Here is a 17,215-nt window from a genome sequence, read left to right as displayed (position 1 = left end):
ATGCCTCGGACGCTCCGAGCTCGGCGAACCGCCGGAGGGCATCGCGCGCCCGCGGCCAGGCGCCATGAACGTCACAAAGCAGGCCGAGCTTTGCGCCCTTTCCATTCGTCGACTCGGGTTTGCGAGCGTCCAGGCAGGAGTCAGGTGACGAACAGGTCCGGCCGGACTAGTCAGGCGTCGGCCAGCCAGGAGTTCCGGACGACGGCCCACGCCTCGTCGGGGCCGACCCGGATGACGCACTGGTGGCCCAGCGCCGTGGTCCACTCGTCCTCAGTCGGCGCGCTGGCGAACATGAAGGACGCTGGCCTGCGGGCGGTGGGGCCGTGCTTGACGAACAGGTCGACGGCCCCGGTGGTGACTGCGCCACGCTGAGCGAGTGCCCAGAGGTCGTACAGGTCGCGTGGGGCTGCACGTTCGCACCATGCGGCGAGCTTGGAAGCGGCGAAGGCAGCGAGCGTTGGCACGCGCATGGTGGCGGCGGGAACGCCGGCGTACCGCTGATACAGGCTCACAACCTCGGTAGGCCAAGCGGGATGGCCGGTGCCGTCGAGGAGCTGCACCTGCACCTGGAGACCGGCGACCTGCAAGACCGCCGGCTCTGAGCCGCGGGTGATGGTGAGTTCGGGCAGCCAAGTCACCTCACCGTAAGCCCTGGCCAGCGCACGCGAGACGACGCGGTCAATATCGTTGGTCACGTCAGCGCGACGACCCAAGGCGATCAGATCGATGTCCTCACTGAGCCGCAGATCGGGCAGGTGGGTGCGGCTGAGCGCGGTGCCGCCAAAGAACATCAGCCGGTCATCCGGCAGCTTCGACAACGCGACCAAGACGTGCGAGATCAGCTTGTCGCGCTCGACCTGTGCGTTGCCGACGCCGAACTGCTCGGCGACACGAGCTTCGTCTGTGGCCGCCGGCGGGTCGATCGGTCCGGTCATCACGCAGTCCTGACGAGCTCAGCGGCGCGGCGGCCGAAGTTGTGCTCGTCGGCGAGCTCGAGCAGGTACTCGGTGTCAACGCGCGGCATCACGTTCGCGATCGCGGCGCGAGCCTCGACCTCCAGGCCCCCCAAGTTCGGGCGTCGTGCGAGGTCGAGGACGGTCTGCTCGACGGTAGTGACCAGGACGCGGCCGGTCTCCACGGGCATCCGCACCGCGTCGAGACGGTCGGTGTCGCGGGCGACAAAGAGGACTCGGCCTCCGTCATCGAGGGTGATGGGCGAGTGCTGGCGTGGGACGGCGACGATGCCGACACCGATTGCGCGAGGCAGCGCCCCGTGAATGCGTGCTGCGGTCAGACCCATCAGCACGACATCCTCGTCGGGGTAGGCGGTCGTTGCGATAGCCGCGGCGGCGGTCTCGATAGTGGGCCGCCATGCGAGGGGCTGGTCATCCGGCGGAGCCATGTAATAGCCGGGAGCAAGCCGGATCAGTTCGCCCTTCGCGGCGTGGTGGCGCAGGAGGGCCCGCGGGTTCGCGTACTTGTCCGCGAGGTTCACCGGGCGTGCGGCGCGGAGTTGCGCACGTGCGACATCTCGGAGTGCAGTCATGTCCCGCCCTTCGCTATTACTGAAATCGTAGCATAGGACACTACGATTTCATTAGTATCCCCTCTTGAGGAATCACAGGGAGTTGACCACCAACCTCCCCGAACACCTCATCCGGCCCGACTTTCTCGCCTTCTTCGCACGGGCCCTCCAGTCGCGGCGTTAACTGGCGACGCGGACTTTCAGGGCGCGAGGTGCAGGCGGGCTGACGCCTCGGCGCGGACCGTCGCCGTGTCGGGGAGGCCCGGCGGCACGAGCGGGAGCCGGGCCCGGCGGGTGACCCGGACGTCGACGCGGTCGTCGGCGGTGGTCAGCGTGAGTCTCACGTCGGGCGGGACGATCCCCGCCGTCAGCGCGCGGGCGTCGGCAGCGTCCAGGGTCGCCTCGTCGGTGAGGCCGCCCAGGTAGACGCGGTCGCGGTCGAGCCCGTCGGCGGCGTGCAGCGCGATCCGGTCGGCGAGGTTCATCAGCTCGCGCCTCTCGAGGAATGTGGCCGACGCGTTGACGACCACGACGACAAGCAGGCCCAGCACCGCGAGGAACCCCACGGTCAGCACGGTGACGTTGCCACGCTCGTGAGCACTCACGGCGCCGCCCGGTAACGCCCGAAGGGCTCGGTGTGGGTGGAGGCGACGTCGAAGGCCGCGACCGGATCGCCGAACAGGTCCGGGGCCAGCGGGAGGCGCTGGGACGAGCGCACCCGGACGACCACGCTCGAGCCGGGCACGAAGCACTCGGGCCGGCACTCGGCGGAGATCGCGGCGCCCGCGACGCCGTGGTCGGCCAGGACCAGTCGCGCCGCGACCCGGGCCCGCGCCTCGGCCTCGGCGGGGCCCGCGGCCTGGATGAACGCCCGTGCCGCAGCCTCACTGGCGGCCGTGACCCCGTAGGCCGCGCGCTGGGTCTCGAACACCGCCACCACGATGTAGACCAGCGGCACCAGCAACAGCAGCGTCAACCAGGTGAACTCGACGGTCGCGCTTCCCCGCTCCGTGCTCATGGAGCCTCCTGACGCACGGCCCGGCCCACCGCATCCACCGCGACACCCGGACCCCACAGCCCGAGCGGCGGCACCTCCGCGCTGACGCGGACCTCGATCACCGAGATCCCGTCCACCTGGGCCTCCCGAACGCTCACGTCCTCGGCGTAACGGTCGGCCAGGGTCGTCCGCAGCACCTCGCGGGCCCGCGAGCGCGCCTCGCCGATCGGCGCGTCCAACGACGCTGCGGCGCGGGCGCCGTCGGACGCGGCGGCGGTCATCGTATTCCTCACGTGCATCACGAGGGCGACCTGCGCGATGGCGAACACGAGCGGGATCAGCACCATCAGCACCATGACGAACTCGGGGACCGCGGAGCCGCGCTCGTCGCGCACGGGCCACCGCGTGCGCACGCTCAGCCGCCGACGGACGACAGTGCCTGGTTGAGCATGGCGGACAGTCTCGGCCCGGCGATCGCGGTGAGCCCGACGACGATGCCTGCCGTCATGAGCGTGATCATCACCCAGCCGGGCACGTCACCTCGCTCACGATGGCGGCGTCGGCGCAGCTGCTCGATCCGTGACGTCATGCGGTCTCCTTCATCTCAACCACCCGAGGACAGGTGGAGTCCGGCCAAACCTGGGAAGAATGCGAACGCGATGGTGACGGGAAGGATCAGGAAGACGACCGGCACCATCATCGCGATCTCGCGCCGTCCGCCCGACTCGATGAGCTCGCGACGGGCCTGCTCGCGCACGTCGGCCGCCTGCGCGTGAAGGACGTCGATCAGCGGAGTCCCTCGGTCGATGGCGACGGCGAGGGCCTCGGCGAACCGGGCCACGCTCATCACGCCGGTGCGGGCGGCGAGGCGGTCGAGGGCGTCGACGACCGTGGCGCCCGCCCGGACCTCGGCCAGGACCCGGCTCAGCTCCAGGGAGAGCGCTCCGTGACTGACCCGGCTGACGCGGTCGATCGAGGCCACCGGGCTCTCTCCCGCCGCCACCGACAGCGCGAGAAGGTCGGCGACGGTCGGGAACTCGACTCGCATCCGGGCTTCATGGCTGCGCACCCGGGAGGACAGCCACTGGTCACAGGCGAGGCAGCCGCCGATCAGCCCCGCAGCGCACCAGAGCAACAGCACCACGACGGGAGGCCGAGCCACCGACCACGCGACCATCGACGTGGCCACCGCCCCCGCGAGGCCGATCGCTCCCCAGGTGGCCTGCCGAACACGGAAGCTCTCGACGGTCTCGTCGCTGGCGCACCGGCGCAGCCGGCGGGCGATCGCCGCGTTGCTGCCCAGCGACTCGCCGATGGAGCGCGTCAGACGACGCCACCACGGCCCGATGAGCTGGTCGATCACCCGGCTCGCGGGGAGGTCGGCGGAGGGGTGGACGTCGCGGACGTAGGGGACGACGCGATCGGCCAGCGACGGACGCCGTGCCCGCCGCCATCCGTCGGCGACGAGGAGGAGCCCGGTCGTGAACATGGCCGCGACGATCGCGCCGGTCATGCGAGGATCCGCTGTTCGGTGGGAAGCCGTCCGAGTCGGAGCATGAGTCGGTAGGCCACGAGGCACGTCGTGGCGCCGGCCACGAGCAGGACGACTCCGGACGGCGTGGCGAACCGGGCGATGACGTCGCGCTGCAGGCTCATCATCAGCAGGACGAGCCACGGGGCTGCCACCGCGAGCCTCGCGGCGCCGATCGTCCACGACTGACGTGACTCCAGCTCGCCGCGCGTGCGCAGGTCGTCGCGCAGGAACCCCGACAGGGAGCGCAACAGCCGGCCGAGGTCGCCGCCGCCCACCTCGCGGGCGATGCGCAGTGCTTCCACGACGCGATCCCCGATGGGGTCGGCCAGGCGGGCCTTCAACCGGTCGAGACTCTCGGCGAACCGGCCCGTCGACGTGTAGTCGCGCCCGAACTGGCTGAACGGCTCGCGCAGCTGCTCGGGCCCGCGCTCGCCCAGCTGGATGAGTGCCTCGGGCAACGACAGTCCCGCGCGGACCGCCGAGGCGAGGTGGTCGACGGCGTCGGGCCAGGCCTCGGCGTGCTCGCGTTGGCGCCGACTGGCTCGCGACCGGATGAGCGCGAACGGCAACCACCCTGCGGCCATCCCGGCCAGCAGGCCCACCACCGGCACGGCGGTGAGCGTGAACGCGATGAGGGCCGCGACCATCGCCATGACCAGCGAGCCGAGAAGAAGGGTGAACGGCGCGACGTCGGGCATGCCCGCCCGTTGGAGGAGGCTCTCCAGATGAGAGGGCCGTACCGGCCGCGCCGCGCGCGATGGCCGTGGGTGTCGGCTGTCCACGATCAGCAGCACGCCGATGCCGAAGACGAGGCCGATCAGTGTTCCCACAGCGCCTCCGGATCGATCCCGGCGGCCTCGAAGGCCTCGCGACGCTGGGGCGTTCCCGCCCCTCGGACCAGGACCCCGCCGCGGCGGACGAAGACCGGCTCGGCCTCGATGATCCCGTTCTCGGCGCGGCCCGTGGTGGCGACGATCTCCCGGACAGCGCGGCGGCCGGCCGTGTCGATGCCGGTGTGGATGACGATGTCGACCGCCGTGGCCACGGTGGGCACGACGAAGCCGGCCGAGACGTTCTCCCCGGCGAGCAGTGGCAGCGTGCACAGCTTCACGAGCGCCTGCTTCGCCGAGTTCGCGTGGATCGACGCCATGCCCGGGAGCCCCGAGTTCAGCGCGAGCAGGAGGTCGAGTGCCTCCTCGGCGCGCACCTCGCCGACGATGATGCGGTTCGGCCGCATTCGCAGCGCCTCCTTCACCAGCATGCGGAGCGTGATCTCGCCCGTGCCCTCGAGTCCGGCCTGCCGGGTCTGCATGGCCACCCAGTCGGGGTGCCCGGTCTTGAGCTCGAAGACCTCCTCGACCGACACGAGGCGCTGCGTGCCGGGGATCGCTCCGGTGAGGCAGTTCAGCAGTGTGGTCTTCCCGGCCTGCGTGCCTCCGCTGACGACGATGTTGAGACCCGCCTGCACGCACGACGTGAGGAAGGCGGCCGACCGCTCGTCGAGGGTCCCCAGAGCGACGAGGTCGTCGAGCCCGGCGGCCTTGGCGACGAACTTGCGGATGTTGACGGCGGTGAACCCGCGGGTGATGCCGTCGAGCACCACGTGGAGCCGGTGGCCTCCGGGAAGCATGGCGTCGACGAACGGCTGACCGAGGTCGAGCCGCCGGCCGCTGGACGACAGCATCCGCTCCACCAGCTCACGGACCTGCGCGGTGGTCAGCATGACGGAGGTGAGCTCGTGTCGGCCTGCGCGGGCGACGAAGACCCGATCCGGCTCGTTGACCCAGACCTCCTCGACCTCCGGGTCGTCGAGGAACCGCTGCAGCGGACCGAAGCCGACCAGGTCGGAGACGAGCTCGCCCACGACCCGCTCCGGCTCGTCGAGCGCCCGGACGGCGCCGGTGAGGCTGCGCTGCTCGTGCTCGGCGACCGCCTCGGCGGCGGCTCGGCGCACAGCCTCGACGTCGGTGCGCGGATCGATCCGTCGCTCGCGGACGAGCGCGCGCACGCGATCGCTCAGTACTTCCATTCGCTTCCCCCCGAAAGCCGCTCCCACCCGAACGTCGGCCCGATCCTGCCCAACTCGCAGTGACGCGTGCAAGGTGCCGTCCCAAACCCTGTGGACGGTGGGACGGACGGGCCTGGTGGGGGAAACCAGGCTCGTCGGAACCGCCGCTACGAGCGCCGCAGTCGCTTCACCATCGGGGCCTCGTCGAACTGCTCGCCGCCCGCGCCGAACGAGAGGACGAACTGGGTCGAGACGTACTTCGTCGCGTGACCCTTCAGGCACGACCGCGGCACCTTGAGCCGGACCACCTGGGGACCCCAGCTGCCGGAGATGCCCTTGCAGGTGCGCTTCTTCAGGTCGAAGTGGTCGTAGTAGAGCAGGCTGACCTTCGCGGGCTGGCCCTTGTGCTGCCGGATCCGCACGACGTACCCGGCCTCGAAGATCTCGTGGCGAGACACCAGGAAGTCGGCTGTGCCGGACTTCCCGAGCTCGGGGATCTTGGCGGCCACGCGGACGCGGTCGGACTCGTGGGAGTACCGCACCTTCGTGATGTCGATCCGAGCCGGTGCGTCGCCACTCGGGTCGTTCCTCGTGACGGTCTGGGCGGAGGCCGGTGCGGCCACCCCGCCCACGAGCAGCACTGCTCCGAGCAGCCCGGGAACCATGGTTGAACGCCTCATCGTCGGCCTCCTTCGCGCGCGGGCACCGTGCCCGCCCTCTCCCCTCGGTGAGCGGCGCGCGCTCCGACCGATACCTGCCCAGGCGGTTGCTACACCGGGGCGCAGGATGCGTCTGGGACCGATGTGTTGCACGCTGTGGGCATGGTCCGCGTCGCCCGTCGGTGGAGCATTGCAGTCGCTTCCTCCCTCGCCCTCTCCCTTGTCGCCCTTCCCAGCCATGCCGAGACCCCGGAATCCGAACCGAGCTCGACCCCGTCCACTCCCGCCGTCACCGCGCTCCCCGAGAACGCTGCGAGCCCCGAACCCGCGCCGGTTGCTTCCTCCGAGCCTTCGACGGCCGCGCCCGCCGCGCCGGCCCGCCGCATGACGGCTTCGCGTGCGCCGGCAGCCGCCTCGGCGCCCTCGGTCAACACGCCCGCGAAGTCGGGCCGCTGGGTGAGCATCCGCATCAACAGCGGCGCCGACACCCGCGTCCTGACTCGCGAGAACTTCTGGCTCCGTGGCCGCGTCCTGACCACCAGCGGCAAGCCGCACGCCCGCACGAAGGTGCGGATCTACCGCGACACGAGCAAGGGCCGCGTCAAGGTCGCCACGGTGCGCACCTCGGCGAACGGCTGGTACTCGTGGATGCCGCGCGTTCCCAAGAGCGGCAAGTACCGCGCCATCGTGAGCGCCACCCGCTACTCCCCCAAGATCACCGTGAAGCGCGCCTACGGGAACCGCTCGCTGGCCTCGCGCGAGAAGGCGATGTCGTTCCTGCTCGGCGCGCCGAGGGGCGGGGTCCAGCGGGCCAACGGACTGATCTGGCGCGACTACTCGAGGGCGACGCTCATCCAGCGCGGCAACCGCACATGGGTCGTGCGCACCCACGCCCTCAAGCAGATGCGCGCCCACGGTGGCGCGGCCGGCAGGCTCGGCGCCCCCACCGGCGACCTGCGGTGCGGCCTTCCAGAGGGTGCCTGCCTGCAGCAGTTCCGCACCGGCGCGGTCTACGTGAACAAGAAGGCGAAGAAGACGGTGACGTCGGCCGTGGCGTCGAAGTTCGGCGCCGCCGACCTGGTGGCCGCCGCGAAGTCGCAGGTGGGCTACCGCGAGAAGAGCCCCCGGAAGAGCAAGTACAACAAGTGGATCGGGCGCACCGGCCCCCGCGACCCGTGGTGCGGCTACTTCGTCTCCTGGCTGGCGCACGCCGCCGGGAAGCCCGGATCGGTCATCAAGGCCAAGTCGTTCCCCGCCCTGCTCAAGGCCGAGCGCAAGCGCGGACGCACCTCGAAGACGCCTCGGGTCGGCCGCCTGGCCTACATCGGCTACTTCGCCAAGGGCACCCCCTCCCACGTCGGGATCGTCGTGAAGGCCCAGGGCGACCACGTCTGGATGGTCGAGGGCAACGTCGACGCCGGCGGCGGCTCGAAGCATCCCCGCGGCGTCCACGTGATCAAGCGGCACAAGTCCGCCGTCGTCTTCTACGCCGATCCGAAGTACTGAGCGAGCGGGCGACCGGGCGCCTCGGCGCACCCCCGAAGACGCGTAACCTGCATGTAACAATCCGGTGATGGACGGGAAACTGCCCCCGCCTAGCCTCTAGGTGGACGCAGGGAGATGCTGTCCGCACCGATCTATCCGCCGCACCGCGGTCGAGGAGGCCACATGTTCGGCAATGCCGACGAGTTCTTCAAGTTTGTCCGGGACGAGGGCGTCGAGTACATCGACATCCGATTCACCGACCTCCCGGGCATCCAGCAGCAGGTCACGATGCCGATCTCGGCATTCGACGAGGACACCGCCGCCGAGGGCGTCGCGTTCGACGGCTCGTCGATCCGCGGTTTCCAGACCATCGACCAGTCGGACATGAAGCTGCTGCCCGACTACGGCACGGCGTACGTCGACCCCTTCCGCAACCCCAAGACGATCGCGATGGACTTCTTCGTCCACGACCCGATCACGGGCGAGGCCTACTCGCGCGACCCGCGCAACATCGCCCGCAAGGCCGAGGCGTACCTCAAGACCACCGGCATCGGCGACACGGCGTTCTTCGCCCCCGAGGCCGAGTTCTACATCTTCGACCGCGTGTCCTACGGCACCAGCGCCCACAAGAGCTACTACGAGATCAAGTCGGCCGAGTCGGCCTGGTCCACGGGCGACGAGGTCCACGAGAACCGCGGCTACAAGGTCCGCTACAAGGGCGGCTACTTCCCCGTCCAGCCGACCGACCGCTTCGCCGACCTGCGCAACGACATGATGACCCACCTGTCCGACGCGGGCCTCATCCTCGAGCGCGGCCACCACGAGGTCGGCACCGCCGGCCAGGCCGAGATCAACTACCGCTTCGACACGCTGCTCAAGGCCGCGGACGACACGATGAAGTTCAAGTACCTCGTCCGCAACACGGCGTGGGCCGCGGACAAGACCGTGACCTTCATGCCGAAGCCGATCTTCGGCGACAACGGCTCGGGCATGCACGTGCACCAGTCGATCTGGAACAACGGCGAGCCGCTGTTCTACGACGAGTCCGGCTACGGCGGACTGTCCGACACCGCCCGCTGGTACATCGGCGGCATCCTGAAGCACGCCCCGTCGCTGCTGGCGTTCACCAACCCCTCGGTGAACTCCTACCACCGCCTGGTGCCGGGCTTCGAGGCCCCGATCGCGCTGGTCTACTCGGCCCGCAACCGCTCCGCCTGCGTCCGCATCCCGATCACGGGCTCGAACGCCAAGGCCAAGCGCATCGAGTTCCGCTGCCCCGACCCGTCGAGCAACCCGTACCTGGCGTTCTCCGCGCTGCTGCTCGCCGGCATCGACGGCATCAAGAACAAGATCGAGCCGCCGGCCCCGATCGACAAGAACATCTACGAGCTCCCGCCGGAGGAGTACGCCGAGATCGACATGGTCCCGACGTCGCTCGGCGAGGTGCTCGATGCCCTCGCAGCCGACCACGAGTACCTGACGGTGGGCGACGTGTTCACGCCCGACCTGATCGAGACGTGGATCGACTACAAGCGCAACGAGGAGATCCTGCCGATCCAGCTGCGCCCGCACCCGCACGAGTTCGAGCTGTACTACGACATCTGATTCGTCAGCACCGAGACGGCCCTCGACCTGCCCAGGTCGGGGGCCGTTCTCCTTCCCGTAGGCGATCGTCTGCGCGGTTGATCCCCCGGTTGCGCCCGCCCGTCCGCTGCGAAATCATCGGTGTCGGACGGTGCCGCGCGGGGCCGGTCCCGTATCCCCGTCCCCCGGGCTCTGACGCCCGGATCCGAGAGCAAGGACCACCATGGCCCACTCCTCCCCCGACGCCACGACGCGACCAGGATCGCAGTGGTACCGCGTGCCGGTCGAGCACCGGATCCTCGGCCTGGACAAGCGCAGCTTCCCCTTCGCGCTCATCGTTCTCGCGCTGTGGCTGGGGCTGCAGTTCGGGGTGCCCGCCGTCAACGATGCCGTCGCGAACGACGACCTGACGGTCGCAGGCGACCGCATGCTGGTCACCGAGACGCTGGCGATCACTCCGACCACGGGGTGGGAGGTCAACCAAGGAATCCGGACCACCGACGACGTGTCCAGCCCCGAGCCCGAGGCGGTCTACCTGACGAAGGGTGGCGTCCAGTTCTTCGTCCAGAGCGACGACTTCGAGGGTGACGCCACCGAACTCCTGGACCAGATCGATCGGGTCGCGAAGGCGACGGATCCCAGCGCGTTCAACCCGGCGACCCACCGCTCGACCGTCACCACGACGGCCGGGATCACGGGTGTCGCCGAGACGGTGCAGGGCGCTGCCACCACGGGTCAGGTCATCGCTCTCACCGAGGACGGGACAGGCATCGAGATCCAGGTCGCCGGGCCGTCCGACCAGATGGCCACGCTCGCGCCGGAGGTTCACCGCATGATCCAGAGCCTGGGTCCCGTCAAGTCCACCGAGGAGAACTGATGCTCGACACCACCAGCGACCTCGCGACCTTGCAGCAGCTGCGCCGGGACGCGCTCGACGAGACGGGCTGGGGTCTGCCGTTCCGCTTCCTGCAGCCTCGCAACCTGTGCTTCTGGACGTTCCTCGTCATCGTGACCTTCGGTGCGTACCAGGCATGGAGCTCCTTCACCCCGCAACTCGGCTACTTCCTGCCGGCCATCGGGCTGAGCGGAGGCGTCGGCATCCTCTTCACCATCGCGTGGGCGATCTGGTTCCGCCATCTCGACAAGTTCGAGCGTCAGCCGTGGTCGCTCCTGGCGGTGGCCTTCGTCTGGGGCGGTTTCGGAGCCACCTTCGCCATGGCGGTCGCAGCGAACACCTCGCTCAACTACCTGTACGGCAAGCTGTTCGGACGCGACTTCTCCGCGGACTGGTCCGCCTCACTGTCCGCGCCGTTCGTCGAGGAGTTCGCCAAGGGCGCCGGCGTCCTGCTGCTCATGGGCCTGGCACGGCACCTCGTCGTCACGGTCGCCGACGGGGTGATCATCGGCATCTTCGTCGGGCTGGGCTTCCAAGCCCTGGAGGACTTCATCTACTCCGGGCGAGCCGCAGCCGCCCAGTTCGGATCGGACCAGGTCGGCGTCTCGATCCACATGGACGTGACGCGTGCCTACTCCGACCTCATGTCGCACCCGCTCTTCACCGCGATCTTCGGTGCGGGTGTCGTCTACCTCGTCGGCACCCGGGTCCAGCCGCGACGCATCGGGCGCGGACTGCTCCTGATCGCGACGGCGATGCTGATCCACGGCGTGTGGGACGGGATGGTGGCGATCAGCGGCGGAAATCCCGCACTCGTCTACGTGGTGCTGCTGACGGTCTCCACGGTGGCGGCCGTCGCGCTGTGGTGGGCGTTCGAGTGGGCCACGCGTCAGGCCGCCCCCTACGCGGCCGCCGTGCTGGCACCCGAGGTCGCCACCGGCGTGGTGCAGCAGCCCGAGGTCGACGCGCTCTTCGGGCGCAAGGCCCGCAAGGCGTTCATCAAGTCCCACGCCGAGGACAAGCGACGCGCCAGCAAGGTGGCGCGCTGGCACCACCGCCGCATGATCGCCGCGGTGCTCGACCTCAATGCCGACCTCGCGAAGAGCTACGGCGAGGACAGCGCGGACGTGATCCACTCCCGCGCGGAGGTCGAGCGGGTTCGGGCGCTCTAGGGTCGTCCCTTCGCCCCGAAGGATGATGCCTTCGGGTACCCCAGCGGGGCCGAAGGCATCATCTTTCGCCCCCAGGTCTGGGGGAAAGCGGCGCGCGGCTCTCGCCGATGGCCCCTCTTCTGCGACGATGTTCGGACGATGGTGTGATCCACGCCGCCCGGAGTCCCTTCCGAGAGGAGCCACATGTCCACCGACGTCAGGTCCGAGAAGGTCAGGCGGGGCGCATTCTCCTCGCGCAAGGTGTTCATCTTCGCCGCAATCGGCTCGGCCGTCGGGCTGGGCAACATCTGGCGGTTTCCCTACGTCGCCTACGAGAACGGCGGCGGAGCGTTCCTGATCCCCTACCTGGTGGCACTGTTCTGCGCCGGGTTGCCGTTCCTCTACCTGGACTACGCGCTGGGTCACCGGTTCCGCGGTTCGGCTCCCCTGTCCTTCGCGCGACTGAGTCGCCCAGCCGAGGCGATCGGCTGGTGGCAGGTCGGCATCTGCTTCATGATCGCCGTCTACTACGCCGCGGTGATCGCATGGGCGCTGCGCTACACGTTCTTCTCGGTGAACACGGCGTGGGGGGACGATGCCGAGACGTTCTTCATGAAGGACTTCCTGCAGACCGGAGACGTCACGGTCGACCTGAAGGTCGTGGCCGGCGTGCTGGTCCCCATGGTGATCGTGTGGCTCGCCGTCATCCTCATCATGGTCGTCGGCGTCGAGAAGGGCATCGGCCTGACTTCGGTGGTCGCCATCCCCGTGCTCGTCCTCGCGTTCCTCGCCCTGGTGATTCGCTCCCTCTTCCTGCCCGGCGCGGCCGAAGGCCTGGAGGCGTTCTTCACGCCCGACTGGAGCACCCTGACCCACGGGGGCGTGTGGGCGGCGGCCTTCGGACAGATCTTCTTCTCGCTCTCGATCGGCTTCGGCATCATGATCACCTACGCCTCGTACGTCGGCAGGGACACCGACATGACGGGCTCGGGCACGGTCGTCGGCCTGGCGAACTCCAGCTTCGAGCTGCTCGCCGGAATCGGCGTGTTCGCCGCTCTGGGCTTCATGGCGCAGAGCCAGGGCGTGGCTGTCGACGAGGTCGTCCAGGGCGGCGTCGGTCTGGCGTTCATCACCTTCCCGACGATCATCGGTGAGGCCACCGGCGGCGCGCTGATCGGTGTGCTGTTCTTCGCCTCACTGGTCGTCGCGGGCATCACGTCCCTGGTCTCGGTGCTCGAAGTGGTCGTGTCCGCCGTGCGGGACAAGTTCGACCTCTCGCGGCCGGTGGCCGCTGCCGCCGTCAGCATCCCCGCCGCCGCGATCAGCCTCGTGTTCTTCTCCACCGCGAGCGGGCTGTACGTGCTGGACATCCTCGACCACTTCATCAACCAGTTCGGCATCCTGCTGGTCGCGATGGTCTCGATGGTGGTCGTGGCGTGGTCCTTGCGCGCCCTGCCGCAACTGGCCGACCACATGAACCAGCACGGGTCCATCCAGCTGCTGTTTTGGTGGCGACTCCTCGTGGGCGGCGTGGTGCCGATCGCGCTGGCCTACCTGGCGCTCGACTCGTTCCGCACCGACGTCGAGACGCCCTATGGCGGCTATCCGACCTGGATGATCGCGCTGTTCGGCTGGGGAGCCGCGGCGTCCGTCATGGTCGCGGGCTACATCCTCGCCCCCATCCGATGGCGACGCGGCACGTCGCTGGACCTTCCCGTTGACGACACCGAAGGAGCTGAACGATGAGCGCCGCCGCCATCACCATGATGATCGTCGCGATGGTCGCCCTCTGGGGCGGCCTCGCCCTGGCGATCTTCAGCCTGACGCACCACGACCCCGAACCCGAGGACTTTCACCGAGACCTCTGAACCCCCGGTCGGCACGCCGAGGCGCAGCGCGAGTGAGAACGAATCGGTGCCTAGGATGAACCATCGGCGCGCCGGCTCCTCCGAGACTCGGCACAGACTCCACGGAGGACCACGTGACGGACGAGCGCTCCCATGATTCCGTCGACTGGCTCGAGCTGGTCGCCGTCGTGCTCCTCTCGGTCACGGCGATCCTGACCGCGTGGACCGGCTTCCAGGCCAGCAAGTGGGGCGGCGCCATGTCCATCTCCTTCGCGCAGGCATCCACGGCCCGCATCGAGGCCGCGCGCCTCGAAGGGGACGCCAATCGCAAGCAGACCGTCCAGGTGTCGCTGTTCACCCAGTGGCTGCAGGCGTACCAGGCCGAGGACGACACCCTGACCACCTTCCTCGAGCAACGCTTCCCCGAGCCGTTGGCCAGCGCCTTCCCCGTGTGGATCGCCGAGCAGCCGTTGAAGAATCCGGCGGCCGCGCCCACCCCGTTCCAGCTCGAGGAGTACGCGATTCCGGAGCTGGAGCAGGCGCGGGCGGCCGACGCCCGTGCCGACGCCAAGTACCAGGAGGCCTTGCGCAACAACCAGCGTGGGGACAACTACACGATCCTCACCGTCGCCTTCGCGAGCGTGCTGTTCTTCACCGCACTGGCCACCCGCCTGCGTCGCCCGCGCACGCAGTGGGTGCTGCTGGCGATCGCCGGGGTCGGGTTCCTGTCGACCACGGCGTTCCTGCTCAGCTTCCCCAAGCTCATCTGACGGCAGGGTCGTGCGGGACCCGGCCTAGGATGGCGAGGATCCCCATGTCTGTCCCCGTGAATCGTCCCCGCAAGCTGCTGCTCGTGGTCGACGCGCCCTCGCTGCTGCACCGCAACCACCACGCCCGGGCCCACACCCGGCTGATGGACCGATCGGGACGGCCCGCGTGGGCGCTCCACGGCATGCTGCGCCAGATCATCGAGGCCATCGAGCGGTTCGCGCCCGATGCCGTGATCTTCGGGCTCGACGACCGGGCGGCGTCCGAGCGCGCGGACTTCTACCCGGCCTACAAGGCGGGGCGGGCGGAGAAGGATGCGGCGCTCGTGGGTCAGCTCGAGCGCACGGGAGCGTTCCTCGACGCGCTCGGCCTGGCCACGCTCACTCCCCCGGGGCTCGAGGCGGACGACGTGAGCGCCTCAGCCGCCACGTGGGCGCGCGACAACGGCTGGAACTGCGTGATCGTCACCTCCGACCGGGACGCGTTCGCCCACATCAGCGACCACACCCAGGTGCTCCGGCTGATCAACGGCGGTATCGATGGATCGCCGCTGCTCAATCCGGCACGGCTGCTCACCATGTACGGCATCGCGGCCGAGCACTACCTGGCGTTCGCGGCCCTGCGCGGCGACCCCAGCGACAACCTCCCGGGCGTCTCCGGCATCGGTGAGAAGACCGCGGCCGTCCTGCTCACCCAGGCCGGATCCATGGAGACCGTCTGGGCGGACATCGACCACAACGAGGGACGCACCCTCGCCGCGACCCTGGATGCCTGGGCGACGGAGACCGGCGGGCGCCGGACGGGTGCCACCGTGGTCCGCCGTCTCGCCGCTCCCGGGGCCCGCGAACGCTACGACTTCAACGTGCGGATCATGTCGGGTCGCGACGACCTCGACCTCGGTCTCACCCCTGACGTTCCCGGCACCCCGGGCCTGCTCCCGCTGGATCTCGGCCGGGTCAACACGGTCGTGGGCTACCTGGGCGTCGAGTCCACGACGACACTCGCCGTGAGGGTGCTCAGCACGAACCCGGCGTCCGCGTCGATCCGCTGAGTCCCGCGGTCGGGCCCGCGCCGCGACCGCCGTCACCCCGTGCTGCCACGCCGGGTAAATTCGCTGGGTGTCCGACAAACGCCCCCGCCGCACGTTCGCCGTCATCAGCCACCCCGATGCCGGCAAGTCCACGCTGACCGAAGCGCTCGCGCTGCACGCCCGCGTCATCAACCAGGCCGGTGCCGTGCACGGCAAGGACGACCGCAAGGCGACGGTCTCGGACTGGATGGACATGGAGAAGGCTCGCGGCATCTCGATCACGTCCGCGGCACTGCAGTTCGTGTACCGCGACCACGTGGTCAACCTGGTCGACACCCCGGGCCACAGCGACTTCTCGGAGGACACCTACCGGGTGCTGTCGGCGGTCGACTCGGCGGTGATGCTGGTCGACGCCGGCAAGGGACTCGAGCCCCAGACCCTCAAGCTCTTCCGGGTGTGCGCACTTCGCGGCATCCCCGTGATCACGGTCATCAACAAGTGGGACCGCCCCGGCCTGTCGCCCCTGGGCCTGATGGACGAGATCGAGCAGGAGATCAAGCTGCGTCCGACTCCCCTGACCTGGCCGGTGGGCGAGGCGGGCGACTTCCGGGGTGTCCTGGACCGTCGCACGGGCGAGTTCGTGAAGTACACCCGGACCGCGGGCGGGGCCGAGCGGGCACCCGAACGCCGGATGTCGTCGTCCGAGGTCGAGGACGTCGACGCCGACGTCTGGTCCGCCGCGGTGGACGAGAGCGAGCTGCTCTCCCTCGACGGCGCCGACCACGACCAGGAGCGCTTCCTCGGCGGCGAGACCACGCCGGTCATGTTCGCCTCGGCCCTGCAGAACTTCGGCGTGGCCCAGCTGCTGGAGCTGTTGCTCGAGCTGGCGCCCGGACCGAGCGCGACGGCGGGGATCGACGGCTCGGTCCGTCAGGTCGACGACGCCTTCAGCGCGTTCGTGTTCAAGGTGCAGTCCGGCATGAACACCTCCCACCGCGATCGGCTGGCATACGCGCGCGTGGTCTCCGGGACCTTCGAACGCGGCATGGTCGTCACCCACGCCTCGACGGGTCGGCCCTTCGCCACGAAGTACGCCCAGGCCGTCTTCGGCCGGACGACCTCCTCGGTCGAGCACGCCGCGCCCGGCGACATCATCGGCTTCGTCAACGCCCAGGCTCTGCGCGTCGGCGACACCGTGTACGACGGCGACGCGATCGACTACCCCCCGGTGCCGAGCTTCGCCCCCGAGCACTTCATGACCGCCACAGCGAAGGACATCGGGCGGTACAAGCAGTTCCGTCGCGGCATCGAGCAGCTCGACCAGGAAGGCGTGGTCCAGGTCCTACGCTCCGACCTTCGAGGCGACCAGAGCCCGGTCCTGGCCGCCGTCGGACCGCTGCAGTTCGAGGTCGTCGAGGAGCGGATGAAGAACGAGTTCACCTCGCCGATCCGGCTCTCGCGCTTGGAGTACCAGGTGGCCCGACGCACCGATGCGGACGGCGCGAAGGCCCTGAGCGGCGAGCGTGGCGTCGAGGTCCTGCAGCGCGCCGACGGCACCCACCTGGCGCTCTTCACGGACAAGTGGCGGGCGAACAAGGTGGCGCGCGACCATCCGAGCGTCATGCTCGACGAGCTGCCGGCCGGGGGCAGCTGAGGACGCACCCCGCCGGGGAACGATGATGCCTTCGGGTACCCCAGCGGGGCCGAAGGCATCATCCTTCGTCGCCGACTG

At 69.5% G+C, this 17,215-nt stretch carries 19 protein-coding genes; 9 read left to right on the top strand and 10 right to left on the bottom strand.

Annotated elements, in window-relative coordinates:
• Window positions 1-170: 170 nt before the first annotated feature.
• From B5D60_RS13655 to B5D60_RS13615, 10 genes are all read right to left on the bottom strand, one after another.
• The gene (locus B5D60_RS13655; RefSeq protein ID WP_078700672.1) at window positions 171-935 is read right to left on the bottom strand and encodes a nucleotidyl transferase AbiEii/AbiGii toxin family protein; all 765 of its coding nucleotides are present in this window, start codon (window positions 933-935) and stop codon (window positions 171-173) included.
• Window positions 935-1,546 carry a type IV toxin-antitoxin system AbiEi family antitoxin domain-containing protein gene (locus B5D60_RS13650; RefSeq protein ID WP_078700671.1) on the bottom strand — a complete coding sequence of 204 codons (612 nt, stop codon included), beginning with the start codon at window positions 1,544-1,546 and terminating at the stop codon, window positions 935-937. The genes B5D60_RS13655 and B5D60_RS13650 overlap by 1 nt, the downstream gene beginning before the upstream one ends.
• Before the next feature lie 179 nt (window positions 1,547-1,725).
• Window positions 1,726-2,130 (bottom strand): pilus assembly protein TadG-related protein, encoded by a 405-nt coding sequence (locus B5D60_RS13645; RefSeq protein ID WP_078700670.1) that lies wholly within the window; start codon window positions 2,128-2,130, stop codon window positions 1,726-1,728.
• A complete protein-coding gene (locus tag B5D60_RS13640) occupies window positions 2,127-2,543 on the bottom strand; it encodes a hypothetical protein (protein ID WP_078700669.1) in 417 nt (138 codons plus the stop codon). Before B5D60_RS13640 ends, B5D60_RS13645 begins: the two co-directional genes overlap by 4 nt.
• A complete protein-coding gene (locus tag B5D60_RS13635) occupies window positions 2,540-2,935 on the bottom strand; it encodes a TadE/TadG family type IV pilus assembly protein (RefSeq protein ID WP_231948795.1) in 396 nt (131 codons plus the stop codon). The genes B5D60_RS13640 and B5D60_RS13635 overlap by 4 nt, the downstream gene beginning before the upstream one ends.
• 2 nt (window positions 2,936-2,937) lie before the next feature.
• Entirely contained in the window at window positions 2,938-3,111 is a 174-nt protein-coding gene (locus tag B5D60_RS16975) for a hypothetical protein (protein ID WP_172806366.1), read from the bottom strand.
• Between the two features lie 15 nt (window positions 3,112-3,126).
• Window positions 3,127-4,035 (bottom strand): type II secretion system F family protein, encoded by a 909-nt coding sequence (locus B5D60_RS13630; protein WP_078700668.1) that lies wholly within the window; start codon window positions 4,033-4,035, stop codon window positions 3,127-3,129.
• Window positions 4,032-4,754: a type II secretion system F family protein gene (locus B5D60_RS13625; protein ID WP_231948793.1), complete on the bottom strand. Its 723-nt coding sequence runs from the start codon at window positions 4,752-4,754 to the stop codon at window positions 4,032-4,034. The genes B5D60_RS13630 and B5D60_RS13625 overlap by 4 nt, the downstream gene beginning before the upstream one ends.
• A 119-nt stretch (window positions 4,755-4,873) precedes the next feature.
• On the bottom strand, window positions 4,874-6,085 hold the full coding sequence (locus tag B5D60_RS13620) for a CpaF family protein (RefSeq protein WP_078700666.1): 1,212 nt from the start codon (window positions 6,083-6,085) through the stop codon (window positions 4,874-4,876).
• A 146-nt stretch (window positions 6,086-6,231) separates the two neighbouring features.
• Window positions 6,232-6,744, bottom strand: a complete 513-nt coding sequence (locus tag B5D60_RS13615) for a hypothetical protein (RefSeq protein ID WP_153303026.1) — start codon at window positions 6,742-6,744, stop codon at window positions 6,232-6,234.
• Window positions 6,745-7,107: 363 nt separating this feature from the next.
• Here B5D60_RS13615 and B5D60_RS13610 point away from each other — a divergent pair, with 363 nt between their 5' ends.
• The 9 genes from B5D60_RS13610 (at window position 7,108) to B5D60_RS13570 (ending at window position 17,137) form a co-directional block, all read left to right on the top strand.
• Window positions 7,108-8,229: a CHAP domain-containing protein gene (locus B5D60_RS13610; protein WP_153303025.1), complete on the top strand. Its 1,122-nt coding sequence runs from the start codon at window positions 7,108-7,110 to the stop codon at window positions 8,227-8,229.
• A gap of 162 nt (window positions 8,230-8,391) precedes the next feature.
• Entirely contained in the window at window positions 8,392-9,813 is a 1,422-nt protein-coding gene (gene glnA, locus B5D60_RS13605; RefSeq protein ID WP_078700663.1) for a type I glutamate--ammonia ligase, read from the top strand.
• A gap of 202 nt (window positions 9,814-10,015) precedes the next feature.
• Entirely contained in the window at window positions 10,016-10,669 is a 654-nt protein-coding gene (locus B5D60_RS13600) for a hypothetical protein (RefSeq protein ID WP_078700662.1), read from the top strand.
• A complete protein-coding gene (locus tag B5D60_RS13595; protein WP_078700661.1) occupies window positions 10,669-11,859 on the top strand; it encodes a PrsW family intramembrane metalloprotease in 1,191 nt (396 codons plus the stop codon). The genes B5D60_RS13600 and B5D60_RS13595 overlap by 1 nt, the downstream gene beginning before the upstream one ends.
• Window positions 11,860-12,042: 183 nt before the next feature.
• Entirely contained in the window at window positions 12,043-13,584 is a 1,542-nt protein-coding gene (locus B5D60_RS13590) for a sodium-dependent transporter (RefSeq protein WP_078700660.1), read from the top strand.
• Window positions 13,581-13,706: a methionine/alanine import family NSS transporter small subunit gene (locus tag B5D60_RS13585; protein WP_078700659.1), complete on the top strand. Its 126-nt coding sequence runs from the start codon at window positions 13,581-13,583 to the stop codon at window positions 13,704-13,706. Before B5D60_RS13590 ends, B5D60_RS13585 begins: the two co-directional genes overlap by 4 nt.
• 113 nt (window positions 13,707-13,819) lie before the next feature.
• Window positions 13,820-14,455 carry a hypothetical protein gene (locus B5D60_RS13580; protein ID WP_078700658.1) on the top strand — a complete coding sequence of 212 codons (636 nt, stop codon included), beginning with the start codon at window positions 13,820-13,822 and terminating at the stop codon, window positions 14,453-14,455.
• 44 nt (window positions 14,456-14,499) lie between these two features.
• On the top strand, window positions 14,500-15,504 hold the full coding sequence (locus B5D60_RS13575; RefSeq protein ID WP_078700657.1) for a 5'-3' exonuclease: 1,005 nt from the start codon (window positions 14,500-14,502) through the stop codon (window positions 15,502-15,504).
• A 67-nt stretch (window positions 15,505-15,571) separates the two neighbouring features.
• Complete coding sequence (locus B5D60_RS13570; protein ID WP_078700656.1) at window positions 15,572-17,137, top strand: peptide chain release factor 3; 1,566 nt, start codon at window positions 15,572-15,574, stop codon at window positions 17,135-17,137.
• The last annotated feature ends 78 nt before the right edge of the window (window positions 17,138-17,215 follow it).

Origin of the sequence: Aeromicrobium choanae (assembly GCF_900167475.1) — a bacterium.
Taxonomy (GTDB): Bacteria; Actinomycetota; Actinomycetes; order Propionibacteriales; family Nocardioidaceae; genus Aeromicrobium; species Aeromicrobium choanae.
The sequence above is the reverse complement of the archived record's forward strand: the minus strand, read 5'-3'. Positions and strand labels throughout refer to the sequence as shown.